Here is a 15,975-nt window from a genome sequence, read left to right on the forward strand (position 1 = left end):
CAAAAACAGCGAAAAGAGCCCGAATAAACGGGCTTTTCCCGCCATTGGATTTTCTCTGCGCTGGCATGATACCCGTGAATTAATGGGCTGCGAGCAGGCACAGTGGCAGAAGAGAACGACGACAAAACAGAAGCCCCCACACCCCACCGACTTGAAAAAGCCCGTGAGGATGGGCAGATCCCCCGATCCCGAGAGCTGACCTCCCTGCTGATCCTGGTGGTGGGCGTCTGCATAATCTGGTGGGGCGGGGAGATGCTTGCCCGCAGACTGGCGGGAATGCTCTCTGCTGGCTTACGTTTTGATCACAGCATGGTCAATGACCCCAATCTGATCCTCATTCAGATCATCAACCTGGTTAAAAGCGCCATGATCGCTCTGCTGCCGTTGATTGCCGGGGTGGTCATCGTGGCTCTTGTTTCGCCGGTCATGCTCGGTGGCCTGGTGTTCAGCGGTAAATCGCTGCAACCGAAATTCTCCAAGCTCAACCCGCTACCCGGTATTGCGAAAATGTTTTCAGCTCAAACCGGGGCTGAGCTTCTTAAAGCGATCCTGAAATCGCTTCTTATGGGCAGTGCTGCCGGGTTTTTTCTGTGGCACCACTGGCCGGAGATGATGCGTCTGATCAGTGAATCCCCCATGACGGCGATGAAGAATGCCCTGAACCTGGTCGGATTAGGCTCGCTGCTGGTGGTTCTCAGCATTATTCCGATGGTGGCGTTCGACGTTATCTTCCAGATCTTTTCCCATATCAAGAAGCTGCGAATGTCGCGTCAGGATATTCGCGATGAATATAAACAGATGGAAGGCGACCCGCACGTCAAGGGCCGTATCCGCCAGATGCAACGTGCTGCCGCGCGTCGTCGCATGATGGAAGATGTGCCGAAAGCCGATGTGATTGTCACTAACCCGACCCACTACTCCGTAGCGCTTCAGTACGACGAAAACAAAATGAGCGCACCCAAAGTAGTGGCGAAAGGGGCCGGGCTGATTGCGCTGCGCATTCGTGAGATCGCGACGGAAAACCGCGTACCGATCCTTGAAGCACCGCCATTAGCCCGTGCGCTGTATCGCCACGCGGAAATTGGACAACAGATCCCGGGCCAGCTCTACGCCGCTGTCGCAGAGGTGCTGGCCTGGGTGTGGCAACTGAAACGCTGGCGTTTAGCGGGCGGTCAACGACCTGTAAAACCTGAGAACCTTCCGGTGCCTGAAGCACTGGATTTTTTGAACGAGAAGGACACTGATGGCTAATCTGGTGGCAATGTTGCGCCTGCCCGGCAACCTGAAATCGACGCAATGGCAGATCCTTGCCGGACCGATTCTGATCCTGCTAATTCTGTCGATGATGGTGCTGCCGTTACCGGCATTTATCCTCGACCTGCTTTTCACCTTCAACATTGCGTTGTCCATCATGGTGCTGCTGGTGGCGATGTTCACCCAGCGCACGCTGGAGTTCGCCGCGTTTCCAACGATCCTGCTGTTCACCACGCTGCTGCGCCTCGCGCTGAACGTTGCCTCCACGCGTATCATCCTGATGGAAGGGCACACCGGCGCGGCGGCGGCGGGAAAGGTGGTCGAAGCCTTCGGTCACTTCCTGGTGGGCGGCAACTTCGCCATCGGTATCGTGGTGTTCGTCATTCTGGTGATTATCAACTTCATGGTTATCACTAAAGGGGCGGGGCGTATCGCAGAAGTGGGCGCGCGCTTCGTGCTCGACGGGATGCCGGGCAAGCAGATGGCAATCGACGCCGACCTGAATGCCGGGCTGATTGCGGAAGATGAAGCAAAAAAACGCCGTGCCGAAGTGACCCAGGAGGCAGATTTCTACGGCTCCATGGACGGTGCGAGTAAGTTTGTGCGCGGTGACGCCATCGCGGGCATTCTGATCATGGTGATTAACGTCGTCGGCGGCCTGCTCGTCGGCGTGCTGCAACACGGCATGGACATGGGCCACGCAGCGGAAAGCTATACGCTGCTGACCATTGGTGATGGTCTGGTGGCGCAGATCCCGGCACTGGTGATCTCCACCGCGGCGGGCGTAATTGTGACCCGCGTCAGCACCGATCAGGATGTAGGCGAGCAGATGGTGGGGCAGTTGTTCAGCAACCCGCGCGTTATGCTGCTCTCCGCGGCGGTACTGGGCCTGCTCGGCATGGTGCCGGGCATGCCAAACCTGGTATTCCTGCTGTTCACTGCCGCGCTGCTGGGCCTTGCCTGGTGGATGCGTGGCCGCGAAACTCAGCCTAAAGCAGAGCCAGCGCCGGTCAAAATGCCTGAGAACACCCAGGCGGTGGAAGCCACCTGGAACGACGTTCAGCTCGAAGATTCGCTGGGGATGGAAGTGGGGTACCGCCTGATCCCGATGGTGGATTTCCAGCAGGATGGCGAACTGCTTGGCCGTATCCGCAGCATTCGTAAAAAATTCGCCCAGGACATGGGCTTCCTGCCGCCGGTGGTGCATATCCGGGACAATATGGATCTCCCGCCCGCACGCTACCGCATCCTGATGAAAGGGGTGGAAATCGGCAGCGGTGATGCGTACCCTGGCCGCTGGCTGGCGATTAACCCGGGCACGGCCGCAGGCACGTTGCCGGGTGAGCAGACGACCGACCCGGCCTTTGGTCTGGCGGCCATCTGGATTGAGAGCGCCCTGAAAGAGCAGGCGCAGATCCAGGGTTACACGGTTGTTGAGGCCAGTACCGTGGTCGCGACGCACCTCAACCATCTGATTGGCCAGTTCTCCGCGGAACTGTTTGGACGTCAGGAGGCGCAGCAGCTGCTTGACCGCGTAACGCAGGAGATGCCGAAGCTGACCGAAGATTTGGTGCCGGGCGTGCTTACCTTAACCACCCTGCACAAAGTGCTGCAAAATCTGCTTGATGAGAAGGTGCCGATCCGCGATATGCGCACCATTCTGGAAACACTGGCCGAGCATGCGCCGCTCCAGAGCGATCCACATGAGCTGACGGCTGTGGTGCGCGTGGCGCTCGGGCGCGCCATAACCCAGCAATGGTTCCCGGGAACCGGCGAAGTGCAGGTGATTGGCCTGGACACGCCGCTGGAACGTCTGCTGCTTCAGGCCCTACAGGGCGGTGGCGGGCTGGAGCCGGGTCTGGCGGACAGATTGCTGGCGCAAACCCAGGAGGCGCTGGCGCGTCAGGAGATGCTGGGCGCGCCGCCGGTGCTGCTGGTGAATCATGCGCTGCGTCCGCTGCTGTCGCGCTTCCTGCGCCGGAGCCTGAACCAGCTGGTGGTGCTGTCGAATATGGAGCTGTCCGATAACCGCAATATTCGCATGACGGCGACCATAGGAGGGAAATAATGCGTAAGTGGCTGTGGATCTTATTTTTCCCGCTGGCGGTGCAGGCCGCAGGCGAGGGGGCATGGCAGGCCAGCAGTATCGGCTTAACGCTCAACCATCGGGGGGAGTCGATCTCCTCCCGTCCGCTGTCAGCCTCTGAGACCGTCTCCGGGCAGATGACGCTGGTGGCCTGGAATTACACCCTGACGGGACCCACACCGGCCGGGTTGCGGGTGCGGCTGTGCTCGCTGACCCGCTGCGCGGAAATCGAGGGCCAAAGTGGCATCACCCAGGCCTTCAACGGGGTGTCTGCTCAGGAACCTTTACGCTTTATCTGGGAAGTGCCAGGCGGCGGACGCCTGATCCCGGCGCTGAAGGTTCAGCGCAACGAGGTGCTCGTCAACTACCGCTAACTGCCCGCCTTTTCGCCAGTCTTCAGGCATTTCTGAAGGCTGGCTCGCAAAATTGACCTTCCCTTTTGATACAAAAGAAACGCTGTTTTATAAATCAGTGACACGCGTATTGACACTCTTTGCATTTTTGCCATTCACCACCCTGTGATGGCAGAAACAGAAAGGTTTCACCAGGTCGATACTTTTACTGTAGCCGTGTAAAAACTCCCGGACGAGGTTTGCTTACAGGGAGTCTCCCAAAACTGATTAGGGTTGACGGCAATGAAAACACGTAAAATTGGACTCGCAAATTATCTTGCTTACGGTTCAGGGGACTTCCTCGGAGCGGGGACTACCGCCCTGACGGCCGCCTGGCTTTTGTATTTTTATACGACCTTCTGTGGACTCACACCGATTGAAGCAACCTTTATCTTCGCCGCCGCAAGGGTGCTGGATGCGGTTGTCAGTCCGTTAATGGGCTTTTTAACCGATAATTTTGGTACCACCTGGCTGGGTAAACGTTTTGGCCGGCGTAAGTTCTTCATCCTGCTCGGTATTCCCTGCGTTTTCAGCTACTCGCTGATGTGGGTAGGGGACATGAGTTTCTGGTATTACCTGCTGACGTATCTGATCTTTGATATTGTTTACACCATGATTCTGGTGCCGTATGAAACGCTGGTGCCGGAAATGACTGACGATTTCAAACAAAAAACCAAATTCTCCGGGGCGCGTATCTCCATGGCCCAGATGTCCGCCATTCTGGCCTCCTTTCTGCCGGGGATCCTGCTCACGCATTTCGGCAAAGACAACGCGATCTCCTTCTTCTATGCAAGCCTGGTCTTCTCCGTACTTTGCGCGCTGATGCTTACTTTCGTCTGGTTCTTCACCTGGGAGCGTCCGCGGGAAGAGTGGTCTGAAGCAGCCCTGCGCGCTGAAGAAGAGAAGAAAAAGCTGACCCTGGGACAGAGCCTGAACCGTCTTTTTGTCGAATTAAGTTCGACGCTGCGTATCAAGATTTTCCGCCAGCATCTGGGCATGTATCTCGGTGGCTATATTGCCCAGGATGTGTTCAACGCCGTATTCACCTATTACGTGGTGTTTGTGCTGATGCAGGAAGCATCCATGGCGTCCAACCTGCTGGGCACGATGGCCATCTTCCAGTTCCTCGCCGTGATTGGCATGATCCCGCTGTGCATTCGCTTCGGACCTGCGCCGTCTTACCGCATGGTGGTCGTGCTGTTTGGCCTGGCCTCGCTCTCTTACGCGGTGCTTTATTACGCGGGCCTGAGCGACGTTTACGCTCTGCTGCTGCTGATCTCTGCGGTTGCCGGTCTTGGCCGCGGGGGTATCAACTACGTACCGTGGAATACCTACACCTACATTGCTGACGTGGACGAAGTGATCACCGGTCAGCGTCGCGAAGGGATCTTCGCGGGCATCATGACGCTGACCCGTAAAGCGTCCCAGGCCGGTGCGGTAATGCTGGTGGGGATCGTGATGCAGATGTCTGGCTTTGTCAGCGGTCAAAAAGTGCAGCCTGCGGAAGTGAGCCACACTATCCTGATGATCCTGAGCGTCGGCACCATTCTGGTACTGTTCTGCGGCTTCCTGGTCTCCCTGCGCTTCAAACTCAATTTGCAGACCCACAGCACCCTGCGTGAAGAGACCGCGAAAATGCGCGAGTCCGGCCTTGCGATGCCGGAGGCGGCGACCCCGCAGGCCCGCGCCACCGTGGAGATGCTGGCCGGTATGCCGTATGAATCCCTGTGGGGCAACAACAATATCGGTTACCTGAATCGCAACAAGCCGGCGGCCCCTTCGCTGAAGGATCGTGCGGTACTGAATTCGACATACAACAGAGGTTAAGATGATGAAAGTTTGGCCTGTCAAACATAGCCCGTTACTGCGTCAGCCTGAGCGCTTTATCGCCAGGGATGAACTGAAATCGCTGATTCAAAAGGTGACGCATAATCTGGTCAATATCCACGACAAAACGGGTGAGTTTTTGCTGCGGCTGGACGACGGGCGCGTAATCGACACCAAAGGCTGGGCCGGATGGGAATGGACGCACGGCGTTGGTTTGTACGGTATCTGGCAGTATTACTGCCAGACCGGTGACGCAGGCATGCGCGAGATTATCGACAGCTGGTTTAATGACCGTTTCGCAGAAGGCGCAACCACCAAAAACGTGAATACCATGTCGCCGTTCCTGACGCTGGCGTATCGCTACGAAGAGACCAAGAACCCGGCCTGGCTGCCGTGGCTGGAAAGCTGGGCGGAATGGGCGATGAATGAGATGCCGCGCACCGAACATGGCGGCATGCAGCACATCACACTGGCGGAAGAGAACCATCAGCAGATGTGGGATGACACGCTGATGATGACGGTGCTGCCGCTGGCGAAAATCGGCAAGCTGCTTAATAAGCCGGAGTACGTCGAGGAGGCGATCTATCAGTTCCTGCTCCACGTACAGAACCTGATGGATCGTGAGACGGGGCTGTGGTTCCACGGCTGGAATTACGACGGCAATCACAACTTTGCCCGGGCCCGCTGGGCGCGCGGCAACAGCTGGTTGACCATCGTGATCCCGGATTTCCTCGAACTGGTGGATCTGCCAGAAAACAACGCCGTTCGTCGCTATCTGGTGCAGGTGCTAAATGCGCAGATCGCCGCACTGGCAAAATGTCAGGATGAGAGTGGATTGTGGCATACGCTGCTGGACGATCCTGATTCTTATCTGGAGGCGTCGGCCACGGCAGGGTTTGCCTACGGCATTCTGAAAGCCGTGCGCAAGCGGTATGTCGGCGCAGAGTATGCAGAGGTGGCGGAGAAAGCGATCCGCGGTATCGTGCAAAACATCTCGCCGGAAGGGGAACTGCTGCAAACGTCCTTCGGGACGGGGATGGGCAGCGATCTGGCGTTTTACCGCCAGATACCGCTGACCTCGATGCCGTATGGACAGGCAATGGCGATTTTGTGCCTGACGGAATATTTACGAAAATATTTTTAATACCTGAATAATAATCTCATTACTGCAAAGCCTCTTTTAGAAGAGGCTTTTTTTATGATGGCACCGGGAAAATACCTTACGCCATCAATATCAGGCGTGTTATATATTGATGGAGTGAATACTAGGCTGGAAATACAATACGCTTAGTATTAAATCGTGATTTTCTTCACAAAACACAATCCGTATTTATCCTATTTTTTATCTGCGTTAAGATTCTTCTAATATTCATACAAGGAGTGATGCAATGGAAAATACAATGGGCGGTATTATCGTTAACCCTGCTGTAAATATGCATGCCGATAAAATGTCTGATGAACATATCAATATGTTCGACACGGTTTTCAAGGATATTGATGGTGCGGGTTATTTCCCACTACTGTATGTCGGAAGCCAGCTTGTGGCTGGCCAGTTCCATACCTTTATTGCGCTTCGCCGTTTTATCCATGCGGAAGGCCCGGAAAAATCACTGGTTAAGGTGATTATTTTTCAAAGCCTGAATAATGACTTTGCCATTCATTCAATTTCTGAGTTTTAATGATTTTAACTACGGATGATTATTTAGACTGAAAAGGACATCATTATGTGGAAATCAGCGAAAAGGGATGAGTTTATCCCATTAGACGCGCCTGTAGCAGGTTATGAAATAGGTGTTCCTGGTATCAAAGGACCATCTCCATTGTTTATTATTCGCGCAAAAGTGAATGGTGGGATTCATCCGGGGAAATGGGTGTTCGGCAATACGGCATGGGTCCCATGGGGAGGAAGAGAGCACTTTTGTAATGAATTTGAAGTTTACGTGGGCGCTTTAAAATGGGTAGACGTTAAGGATAAACATTTCCCACCGAATATGGTTGAGGCGGGACATGAAGCCAATGGCACTAAGCTCTACGTTGCCCGCGCAAAATTCGATAACGGTCTCTTTGTGGGTAAAGCTGGAAGTCACCTCAGCAGAGGTTGCTGCATCGGCTATAACGGCAGAGAGTATGAATTAGATACCTTCCAGGTACTCGTTCACGACTGATGGCGTTCATTTATAAAAAAACCCGGCAACCGCCGGGTTTCTTTTTTACATACGTTCTATGGTTTCGATACCCAGGGTATCCAGACCCAGTTTCAGGGTCTTCGCCGTCAGCTGCGCCAGCTTCAGGCGGCTGTTACGCACCGCTTCGCTCTCGGCGGTCAGGATAGGGCAGTGTTCGTAGAAGCCAGAGAACAGACCGGCCAGATCGTAAAGGTAAGCACACATAACGTGCGGCGTACCGTCGCGCGCGACCACAGAGAGCGTCTCTTCGAACTGAAGCAGGCGGGCAGCCAGCTGTGCTTCACGGTCTTCGGTAAGGGTCACCGTGGCGTTCGCCAGCACGCTTTCGTCAATACTGGCTTTACGGAAGACGGAGAGTACGCGGGTGTAAGCGTACTGCATGTATGGCGCCGTGTTGCCTTCAAACGCCAGCATGTTGTCCCAGTCGAAGATATAGTCGGTGGTACGGTTCTTGGAGAGATCCGCGTATTTTACCGCACCGATCCCAACCGCGTTAGCCAGTTTCTCCAGCTCGTCAGCAGGCATGTCCGGGTTCTTCTCGGCCACCAGGCGACGGGCGCGCTCCAGCGCTTCATCCAGCAGATCGGAGAGCTTCACGGTGCCGCCCGCACGGGTTTTGAACGGCTTACCGTCTTTACCCAGCATCATGCCGAACATGTGGTGTTCCAGCGGCACGGAATCCGGCACATAACCCGCTTTACGCACGATAGTCCACGCCTGCATCAGGTGCTGGTGCTGACGGGAGTCGATGTAATACAGCACGCGGTCCGCATGCAGGGTTTCGTAACGGTATTTCGCACAGGCGATATCGGTGGTGGTGTAGAGGTAGCCGCCATCCTTTTTCTGGACGATCACGCCCATCGGTTCGCCTTCCTTGTTTTTATACTCATCAAGGAATACTACCGTTGCGCCTTCGCTTTCCACCGCCAGGTTTTTGGCTTTCAGGTCCGCCACAATGCCCGGCAGCATCGGGTTATACAGGCTTTCACCCATTACGTCGTCGCGGGTCAGGGTCACGTTCAGACGGTTATAGGTAAGCTGGTTCTGGGACATGGTGATGTCCACCAGCTTGCGCCACATCTCGAGGAAGTACGGATCGCCGCCTTGAAGTTTCACCACGTAGCTGCGCGCGCGCTCGGCAAAGGCTTCGTCTTCGTCGTAGTGTTTTTTGGCTTCACGGTAGAAACCTTCCAGGTCTGCCAGCGCCATTTCGCCTGCGTTTTCCTGCTGCTGTTTTTCCAGATATGCGATCAGCATACCGAACTGCGTGCCCCAGTCGCCTACGTGGTTAGCGCGGATCACCTTGTGACCGAGGAACTCCAGGGTACGCACGGCCGCATCACCGATAATGGTGGAGCGCAGGTGACCGACGTGCATCTCCTTCGCCACGTTTGGCGCGGAGTAGTCAACCACCACGGTCTGCGCTTCTGGCTGAGCCACGCCAAGACGGTCAGATTTCAGCGCCGCGTCAACGTGGCTTGCCAGGAACGCAGGCTCAAGGAAAATGTTGATAAAGCCCGGACCGGCGATTTCGGTTTTGCTGGCGATGCCGTTGAGATCCAGATGCGTCAGTACCTGCTCAGCGAGCTGTCGCGGCGGCATGCCCAGTTTTTTAGCCACTGCCATCACGCCATTAGCCTGATAGTCGCCAAACTGTACTTTCGCTGACTGACGAACCTGTGGTTCGCAATCCGCAGGCGCACCTGCGGCAATCAGTGCCTGACTGACTTTTTCTGAGAGAAGAGCCTGAATATTCACCTGGATACCTTACGTTTTTGATGCGGGTAAAAAACACCCACGCCAGTTTAAGAATTTAGGGCGGGAGTATACTGCAAATGGCCTCGGGCGTCAGCCCTGCGGGGGGCGAAGATTGCTCAGAATCCAGGCGAAGACGGTATGCATAATCATGCAGTCGAAAAAACCGTGATTATGCGGTTGGTCGACAGAGGGCAACAGAGTAAATTAGCGGCTTTGCGACACGAAACGAGACTGACCTATGGCGAACTGGCACACCATTGACGAACTGCATGATATTTCCGCAGATTTACCGCGCTTCACCCAGGCGTTCACAGAACTTGCCACCCGTCTCGGGCTGGATATCGCGCCGCTTGAGGCCGATCACATCTCTTTGCGCTGCCACCAGAATGCCACCGCAGAACGCTGGCGGCGTGGCTTTGAACAGTGCGGTGAACTGCTGTCAGAGAATATCATTAACGGTCGCCCGATTTGCCTGTTCAAACTTCACGCGCCGGTTACGGTGGCGCACTGGCAATTCACCGTTGTGGAACTGCCCTGGCCAGGAGAGAAGCGTTATCCGCACGAAGGCTGGGAGCATATCGAAATTGTTCTGCCTGGGGAGCCCGAGACGCTGAACGCCCGTGCGCTGGCGCTGCTTTCCGACGAGGGGTTAAGCCAGCCGGGTATTTTCGTCAAAACCAGCTCGCCAAAAGGTGAGCGCGAACGCTTACCGAACCCTACGCTTGCCGTAACGGACGGCAACGTGACGGTGAAATTCCATCCCTGGACTATTGAGCAGATCGTCGCCAGCGAAGCGTAAGCACTGTGAGCGTCGATCCAGACACGAATCGAGCAACGTGCCATGATGGTACGTTGAGTGAAATTTAAGGAGGATGACATGGCGCTGCTGGAAATTTGTTGTTACAGCGTGGAGTGTGCCGTCACTGCGCAACGGCAGGGGGCCGATCGCATCGAGCTTTGCGCGGCACCGAAAGAAGGGGGATTAACCCCGTCCTTTGGCGTGCTGAAATCAGCCCGTCAGGCCATCACTATTCCGGTGCACCCGATTATTCGCCCGCGCGGCGGTGATTTTTGTTATACGGCGGGTGAGTTCAGTGCCATGCTTGAGGATATCGCCCTCGTCCGTGATTCCGGTTTTCCGGGGCTGGTGATCGGTGTGCTGGACGAAGACGGAAACATCGATCTTTCGCGTATGCGCCAGGTCATGCGCGCAGCCCAGGGTATGGCGGTCACTTTTCATCGTGCGTTCGATATGTGTCAGGATCCGATACAAGCCTTTGATACGCTGGCAGAACTGGGCGTGGCGCGCGTTCTGACGTCGGGCCAGCAGCCCTCGGCTGAAAAAGGACTGAAATTAATTACGGAACTAAAAGTACATTCCGGTGTTCCAATAATCATGGCGGGCGCAGGAGTACGCGCCAGCAATCTGGAACTGTTTTTAAACGCAGGGGTGGAAGAGCTACACAGCTCGGCGGGTAAATGGATACTTTCACCCATGCGTTATCGCAATACAGGGTTGTCAATGTCGACGGATGCTGAAGCGGATGAGTACTCGCGCTACGGTGTGGATGGAGAGTCGGTTGCGGAAATGAAATCGCTGATTGAACGTCATCACGTGTAGCAACGTACCGATTTTTACCGCGCATCATGTCGCCCAATATGATGCTTGCTTGTACCAGGCCCCTGCAATTTCAACAGGGGCCTTTTTTTATTCTTGCCCCTCACCCTAACCCTCTCCCCACAGGGGAGAGGGGACTGCACGGTGCGGTCTTTTCACCCTCGCCCCTTTGGGGAGAGGGCCGGGGTGAGGGGATAAATACTACGGCTTCGTTGCAATCAGCACCGCACGCATCGGGGCCGGATAGCCTTCGATGGTTTTACTGTGATCGTCCGGGTCGAGGAACTGCTCCAGCGATTCGGTGATCATCCAGTCGGTGCGACGCTGTTCCTCAACCGACGTCACGCACACATCGGCGATGCGTACATCGACAAACCCACATTTCTCCAGCCAGTTCTTCAGCGCCAGCGCGGAAGGGATGAAGTAAACGTTGCGCATCTGCGCATAGCGATCGCCTGGCACCAGAACGGCATGTTCATCCCCTTCGATGACCAGCGTTTCCAGCACCAGCTCACCGCCGCTGACCAGCTGATCTTTCAGTTGCCAGAGATGCTCCAGCGGGGAACGACGGTGGTACAGCACGCCCATCGAGAACACGGTATCAAACGCTTTCAGGGCAGGGAGTTGCTCGATACCCAGCGGCAGCAGGTGCGCGCGCTGGTCGTTACCCAGCAGCTTTCGCACCGCTTCAAACTGGCACAGGAACAGCTGCATCGGATCGATACCGACGGCCAGATGCGCGCCTGCGCCGATCATGCGCCACATGTGATAGCCGCTACCGCAGCCCACGTCCAGAATGGTGCGCCCGGTCAGGTCGGATAAATGCGGCAGAACGCGATCCCACTTCCAGTCTGAGCGCCATTCGGTATTGATGTTCACGCCGTACAGCGAGAACGGCCCTTTGCGCCACGGCATCAGGTTACGCATCAGCGTTTCGATGCGGTTGATCTGCCCGGCCGGGAGCGGCTCTTCGCTCTCCGCCGTCACGCTGTGCAGTAAATCCAGACGATGAGGCGTCAGTTCAGGCAGAAACTCCACGGCGTTGGACCACTGCTTCAACAGACCATGCTGCTGATCTCGCTGCCAGGTGGCAATTTGCGCAGGCAGGGTTTCCAGCCAGTGGGATAGGTGGTTTTTGGCAATCAGCTGATAGAAATTACCGAACTCGATCATGCTGCGTCTCCGGCTTTCAGCGCCACCAGAGAACCAAAGTTAAAGCACTGGAACCACAGTTCGCTGTGTTCAAATCCGGCTTTGCGCAGGCGCGCTTTGTGTGTTTCAACGGAATCCGTCAGCATGACGTTTTCAAGCATGCTGCGCTTCTGGCTGATCTCCAGCTCGCTGTAGCCGTTTGCACGCTTGAAATCATGGTGCATGTTGAACAGCAGTTCGCCCACGCTGGCGTCTTCAAAGCTGAATTTCTCAGACAACACCAGCGCGCCGCCCGGGTTCAGGCCCTGATAAATTTTATCCAGCAACCGCTGACGATCGTCCGGCACCAGGAACTGAAGGGTAAAGTTCAGGACCACCATCGAGGCGTTCTGGATGTCGATATCGCGGATATCGCCTTCCACCACCTCCACAGGCGTAGGGGCTTTATACGCGTCAATGTGGCGACGGCAGCGTTCAACCATGGCCGGTGAGTTATCGACAGCCACAATCTTGCAGCCTTCGTGATGAACGTTACGACGAATGGACAGCGTTGCCGCTCCCAGCGAACAGCCCAGGTCATAGACCTGCGTGCCGGGTTGAACAAAACGCTCCGCCAGCATGCCGATCATGGAGATGATATTGGAATAACCGGGAACAGAGCGCTGGATCATATCCGGGAAGACTTCGGCTACCCGTTCATCAAAGGTCCAGTCGCCCAGGCTGGCGATAGGCGCGGAAAAAAGCGTGTCGCGATCTGACATAACGTAAAAATCCGGGAAAAATAAAGGGGCATATTGTGCGCTAATGGAAGGAGAAAACCAACTCCCACGGCATATACCAAAGGTTAGCCAGCACCATCAGCAAAAGCGAGCACCAGGTCGCGCTCATGCCGGAACGACGCCAGCGGATCAGGCGGTGGTGAAAACCATAATAATGCATCAAACGACCTGCAATCAGCAGCAGCCCACAGACGTGCACCATCCAGGTTTCTGCGCCATCCATCTCCATTAACAGCAGTAAAATTAACGCGACGGGAATGTACTCGACCGCGTTGCCGTGGATTCGGATTGCGCTTTGCAGCTCAGAAAAGCCCCCGTCACCGTAGGAGACGCGGTACTGCATTCTCAGGCGCACAACATCAAATGAAAATTTAATCAGCAGTAATGCACCTAACACCGCATACAGCGCGCTGACCATACTAACTCCCTGTTTTTGGCAGATGGCACGTCTCTATGATAGGGGGTGATTTCAGAAAAGAGAAGATTGTTGTGGGATGGACGGCGCGGGGCCAACCGACGGAACCGCCTGCTGCAAGGCCTGCCAGAGAGAATCGACCAGTTCAGGTGCCTGGGCAATATCCGGCGTATGTAAAAACAGGTACGGGGTGGTGGTTTGCTCCCATTTCGCGAGCGTTTGCAGCCAGACGGCGAACATCTCCTCATTCTGTTGCATGTTATCGCTGCCGATAAACCGGACCATCGGGTTCTGCGCGGTAACAATGGCATGAACCGGTACTTTCGGTTTTTTGCGCTGGGCATCAACAACGGCTTCGCTGTGCGGGATTGCGCTGTGCACGGGGCGGCTGTCGAGGATCACGCGGTTGACCGATCGTTCATGCAGGCCGCGATTCAGCGCTTTCTCCGCGTCGCCTTTGGCAAAGAAATCTGGATGCCTCACCTCCACACCGTACGTGAAATCGTGGGGCAGGGCGTCGAGAAACTGCCAGAGGGCTTGTAGATCGCGCGGGCCGAACGTGGCGGGAAGCTGGAGCCAGTACTGGCCAACACGGTTTGCCAGGGGCGACATCCGGGTGAAAAACTCGTGGGTTAAATCATCGCAGTTTCGCAGCGCGGCGTTGTGGGAGATGGTTGCCGGAAATTTGAAGCAAAAGCGGAAATCGTCGGTGGTTTGCTCGCGCCAGCGCTCGACGATCTCCGTGCGTGGCAGAGCGTACAGCGTGGTATTGCCCTCCACGCAGTTAACATGTCGGGCGTTATTAACTAACTTACTGATTTCAATAATGCTCTGGTGCCGCTAGGTATGCTTTGGGGCATCTGTGGGGCAAAATCCGCGAGCCTCTGATTCAGCATTGCGATCTGCTCACTACTGCTGTCTGCCATCCACGCACCGTATACGTTGAAGACCATCTGGGCGCTCGCATGGCCCATCTGACTGGCAATGAAGCTGGGGTTAGCGCCAGCTGACAGTGACCAGCATGCATACGTGTGACGCGACTGATATGCTTTCCTGTGCCTTATCCCTGCTCGCTTCATCGCTGCGTCCCATAAATCACCTATCGAGTCGACTTTGTAGATGATCCCCACCTGCTGACATCTTCTGACCAGTTGAGGGTTGAAAACAAATGTACACTCGTGGCTCTCAGTTCTGCCGTATTCGCGCAGCTGAACATCGATTTGATGCTTTTTTCCAAACCTGGTCATTTCCGCCTGATTCCTCAGGACGCTGATCGCAGGCTGAATGAGGTGTATCACTCTGTTGGTACTGGCCTCAGTTTTCGGTAGAGTGAATTCACCCAGTTTTGTATAATTGCGCCTGATTGTTATTGTTCCAGCTTCAAGATCGATATCCTCCCAGGCCAGGGAGGTCAGCTCCCCATGACGGACCCCTGTGTATACTGCTAGTGACCACAGGTTTTTCGTCTGCTGATGCCGGCATGCATCAATCAGGCGAATAAATTCGTCACGAGTTAGCGGATCTGGCTCTGCCCTGGCTTTTTTGAGAGGCTTGATCCCGTCGAATGGGTTCGCCTCTAAGTAACCGTGATCTGCGGCAAACTGAAACATTCCGGCAATAGTTGTCATGTAATAATTTACGGTGACAACACTTCTTCCCTTTGCCGGGACCTTCCCCTTCATTGGCATCTGGTGACCGGTCAGTAAATCTTTCCTGATATACAGTAATTCCTCTTTCGTCACCGCCGACACCAGCCGATTACCCCCGATCCTTGGCACCATATTCCTTGTGACCGACTCATAACGGTTGAGTGCGTTCGCGCAGATTTCCATTCTCTTCAGATCCAGCCACTTTTCGGCAAGCTCTGACACTGTAATTTCTTTCTTACCCACCCCAAAAGTCTTGAGGTTAGGGGAGTCCGGAAACTGTGCCGCGTACTCAAATGTGCCTGTTCTGATGGCAAAGCATACCGATGTCCGCAGTTCCCCGGCGATCTTCCTGTTCTTAGCGGTGTCAGGGACACCGAGGCTCTCCCTGACACGCTTACCTTTGAAATTAAACCAGATGCGCAATGTGCCACCGTGGTTTTCGACGCCTGTTGGATATATAACTTTATCCATTGATTCCTCCAGACGCCCAAGAGCGATATGAGATTACCTTTTTCATGGCCTCAGATCACCCAGGCTGTTTGTTTTTCATTGAGGCCACCCACGCATCGACCGCTTTACGGTTATACATGCACTCGCTGGAAGGTTTCGGATTTCCGTCAGGTGAAACATGCACATATTCCCGCCCAACCAGCCAGCATTCTTTTCTGGCCCGGAGGATGGTTCCGGGCTTGAGCCCGGTAACCGCAATCAGAACCTTTTCGCTAACCCAGTCATTCGGTACCAGAAGAACAACGTCGCTCATAATCACCTCAGTGCATAACTGGCATGTCAGGCATGCCTTCTTTCTGAATCTGTTCGATGAAACTGTCGTGCAGCAAATTAAAACCCTCCCGGCCAA

General features: G+C 55.1%; 16 protein-coding genes and 1 pseudogene. 9 read left to right on the forward strand and 8 right to left on the reverse strand.

Going from position 1 to position 15,975, the window contains the following annotated elements:
- The first annotated feature begins 102 nt into the window (after positions 1-102).
- The 7 genes from flhB to C3451_RS10635 all read left to right on the forward strand — a co-directional run bounded on the left by flhB (position 103) and on the right by C3451_RS10635 (position 7,724).
- A complete protein-coding gene (gene flhB, locus C3451_RS10605) occupies positions 103-1,251 on the forward strand; it encodes a flagellar biosynthesis protein FlhB (protein ID WP_022648500.1) in 1,149 nt (382 codons plus the stop codon).
- A complete protein-coding gene (flhA, locus tag C3451_RS10610; RefSeq protein ID WP_003859723.1) occupies positions 1,244-3,322 on the forward strand; it encodes a flagellar biosynthesis protein FlhA in 2,079 nt (692 codons plus the stop codon). Before flhB ends, flhA begins: the two co-directional genes overlap by 8 nt.
- Complete coding sequence (locus tag C3451_RS10615) at positions 3,322-3,714, forward strand: flagellar protein FlhE (RefSeq protein ID WP_045308578.1); 393 nt, start codon at positions 3,322-3,324, stop codon at positions 3,712-3,714. The genes flhA and C3451_RS10615 overlap by 1 nt, the downstream gene beginning before the upstream one ends.
- Before the next feature lie 261 nt (positions 3,715-3,975).
- Positions 3,976-5,559 carry an MFS transporter gene (locus C3451_RS10620; RefSeq protein WP_045621062.1) on the forward strand — a complete coding sequence of 528 codons (1,584 nt, stop codon included), beginning with the start codon at positions 3,976-3,978 and terminating at the stop codon, positions 5,557-5,559.
- A 4-nt stretch (positions 5,560-5,563) separates the two neighbouring features.
- Entirely contained in the window at positions 5,564-6,703 is a 1,140-nt protein-coding gene (locus C3451_RS10625; RefSeq protein WP_032622451.1) for a glycoside hydrolase family 105 protein, read from the forward strand.
- Between the two features lie 244 nt (positions 6,704-6,947).
- A complete protein-coding gene (locus C3451_RS10630) occupies positions 6,948-7,238 on the forward strand; it encodes a hypothetical protein (RefSeq protein ID WP_022648496.1) in 291 nt (96 codons plus the stop codon).
- A gap of 45 nt (positions 7,239-7,283) precedes the next feature.
- A complete protein-coding gene (locus tag C3451_RS10635; RefSeq protein WP_022648495.1) occupies positions 7,284-7,724 on the forward strand; it encodes a DUF3421 domain-containing protein in 441 nt (146 codons plus the stop codon).
- A 45-nt stretch (positions 7,725-7,769) separates the two neighbouring features.
- Here C3451_RS10635 and argS read toward each other — a convergent pair whose 3' ends face one another.
- Positions 7,770-9,503 (reverse strand): arginine--tRNA ligase, encoded by a 1,734-nt coding sequence (gene argS, locus C3451_RS10640; RefSeq protein ID WP_022648494.1) that lies wholly within the window; start codon positions 9,501-9,503, stop codon positions 7,770-7,772.
- A gap of 238 nt (positions 9,504-9,741) precedes the next feature.
- Between argS and C3451_RS10645 the strand changes: the two genes are divergently transcribed.
- Together C3451_RS10645 and cutC are read left to right on the forward strand one after the other, a co-directional pair.
- Positions 9,742-10,302 carry a VOC family protein gene (locus C3451_RS10645; RefSeq protein ID WP_015570274.1) on the forward strand — a complete coding sequence of 187 codons (561 nt, stop codon included), beginning with the start codon at positions 9,742-9,744 and terminating at the stop codon, positions 10,300-10,302.
- 78 nt (positions 10,303-10,380) lie between these two features.
- The gene (gene cutC, locus C3451_RS10650; RefSeq protein ID WP_045621063.1) at positions 10,381-11,124 is read left to right on the forward strand and encodes a copper homeostasis protein CutC; all 744 of its coding nucleotides are present in this window, start codon (positions 10,381-10,383) and stop codon (positions 11,122-11,124) included.
- 198 nt (positions 11,125-11,322) lie between these two features.
- Here the strand turns inward: cutC and cmoB are convergent, their stop codons facing one another.
- The 7 genes and pseudogenes from cmoB to C3451_RS24525 form a co-directional block, all read right to left on the reverse strand.
- Positions 11,323-12,294: a tRNA 5-methoxyuridine(34)/uridine 5-oxyacetic acid(34) synthase CmoB gene (gene cmoB / locus C3451_RS10655; protein ID WP_015570275.1), complete on the reverse strand. Its 972-nt coding sequence runs from the start codon at positions 12,292-12,294 to the stop codon at positions 11,323-11,325.
- The gene (gene cmoA, locus C3451_RS10660) at positions 12,291-13,034 is read right to left on the reverse strand and encodes a carboxy-S-adenosyl-L-methionine synthase CmoA (protein ID WP_003859735.1); all 744 of its coding nucleotides are present in this window, start codon (positions 13,032-13,034) and stop codon (positions 12,291-12,293) included. The genes cmoB and cmoA overlap by 4 nt, the downstream gene beginning before the upstream one ends.
- Positions 13,035-13,074: 40 nt before the next feature.
- The gene (locus C3451_RS10665) at positions 13,075-13,470 is read right to left on the reverse strand and encodes an MAPEG family protein (RefSeq protein WP_003859737.1); all 396 of its coding nucleotides are present in this window, start codon (positions 13,468-13,470) and stop codon (positions 13,075-13,077) included.
- Positions 13,471-13,521: 51 nt separating this feature from the next.
- A complete protein-coding gene (locus tag C3451_RS10670; protein ID WP_063139326.1) occupies positions 13,522-14,295 on the reverse strand; it encodes a DUF72 domain-containing protein in 774 nt (257 codons plus the stop codon).
- Entirely contained in the window at positions 14,274-15,587 is a 1,314-nt protein-coding gene (locus C3451_RS10675) for a site-specific integrase (RefSeq protein ID WP_063139327.1), read from the reverse strand. The genes C3451_RS10670 and C3451_RS10675 overlap by 22 nt, the downstream gene beginning before the upstream one ends.
- Before the next feature lie 55 nt (positions 15,588-15,642).
- Positions 15,643-15,879, reverse strand: coding sequence for an excisionase family protein (locus C3451_RS10680; protein ID WP_006811088.1), 237 nt, complete (start codon positions 15,877-15,879; stop codon positions 15,643-15,645).
- Positions 15,880-15,886: 7 nt separating this feature from the next.
- Positions 15,887-15,975: pseudogene (locus C3451_RS24525) on the reverse strand (hypothetical protein); the annotation flags it as partial.

Source organism: Enterobacter sp. 301B, from assembly GCF_003850715.1.
GTDB lineage: Bacteria > Pseudomonadota > Gammaproteobacteria > Enterobacterales > Enterobacteriaceae > Enterobacter > Enterobacter intestinihominis.

What these genes read in the sequence shown, in the direction of transcription:
- C3451_RS10645 (WP_015570274.1), top strand. Translation starts at nt 9,742, where the DNA reads ATGGCGAACTGGCACACCATTGACGAACTGCATGATATTTCCGCAGAT.
- C3451_RS10675 (WP_063139327.1), bottom strand. Translation starts at nt 15,587, where the DNA reads ATGGATAAAGTTATATATCCAACAGGCGTCGAAAACCACGGTGGCACA.
- C3451_RS10665 (WP_003859737.1), bottom strand. Translation starts at nt 13,470, where the DNA reads ATGGTCAGCGCGCTGTATGCGGTGTTAGGTGCATTACTGCTGATTAAA.
- C3451_RS10620 (WP_045621062.1), top strand. Translation starts at nt 3,976, where the DNA reads ATGAAAACACGTAAAATTGGACTCGCAAATTATCTTGCTTACGGTTCA.
- C3451_RS10635 (WP_022648495.1), top strand. Translation starts at nt 7,284, where the DNA reads ATGTGGAAATCAGCGAAAAGGGATGAGTTTATCCCATTAGACGCGCCT.
- cutC (WP_045621063.1), top strand. Translation starts at nt 10,381, where the DNA reads ATGGCGCTGCTGGAAATTTGTTGTTACAGCGTGGAGTGTGCCGTCACT.
- flhA (WP_003859723.1), top strand. Translation starts at nt 1,244, where the DNA reads ATGGCTAATCTGGTGGCAATGTTGCGCCTGCCCGGCAACCTGAAATCG.
- C3451_RS10615 (WP_045308578.1), top strand. Translation starts at nt 3,322, where the DNA reads ATGCGTAAGTGGCTGTGGATCTTATTTTTCCCGCTGGCGGTGCAGGCC.
- cmoA (WP_003859735.1), bottom strand. Translation starts at nt 13,034, where the DNA reads ATGTCAGATCGCGACACGCTTTTTTCCGCGCCTATCGCCAGCCTGGGC.
- C3451_RS10625 (WP_032622451.1), top strand. Translation starts at nt 5,564, where the DNA reads ATGAAAGTTTGGCCTGTCAAACATAGCCCGTTACTGCGTCAGCCTGAG.
- cmoB (WP_015570275.1), bottom strand. Translation starts at nt 12,294, where the DNA reads ATGATCGAGTTCGGTAATTTCTATCAGCTGATTGCCAAAAACCACCTA.
- C3451_RS10680 (WP_006811088.1), bottom strand. Translation starts at nt 15,879, where the DNA reads ATGAGCGACGTTGTTCTTCTGGTACCGAATGACTGGGTTAGCGAAAAG.
- C3451_RS10630 (WP_022648496.1), top strand. Translation starts at nt 6,948, where the DNA reads ATGGAAAATACAATGGGCGGTATTATCGTTAACCCTGCTGTAAATATG.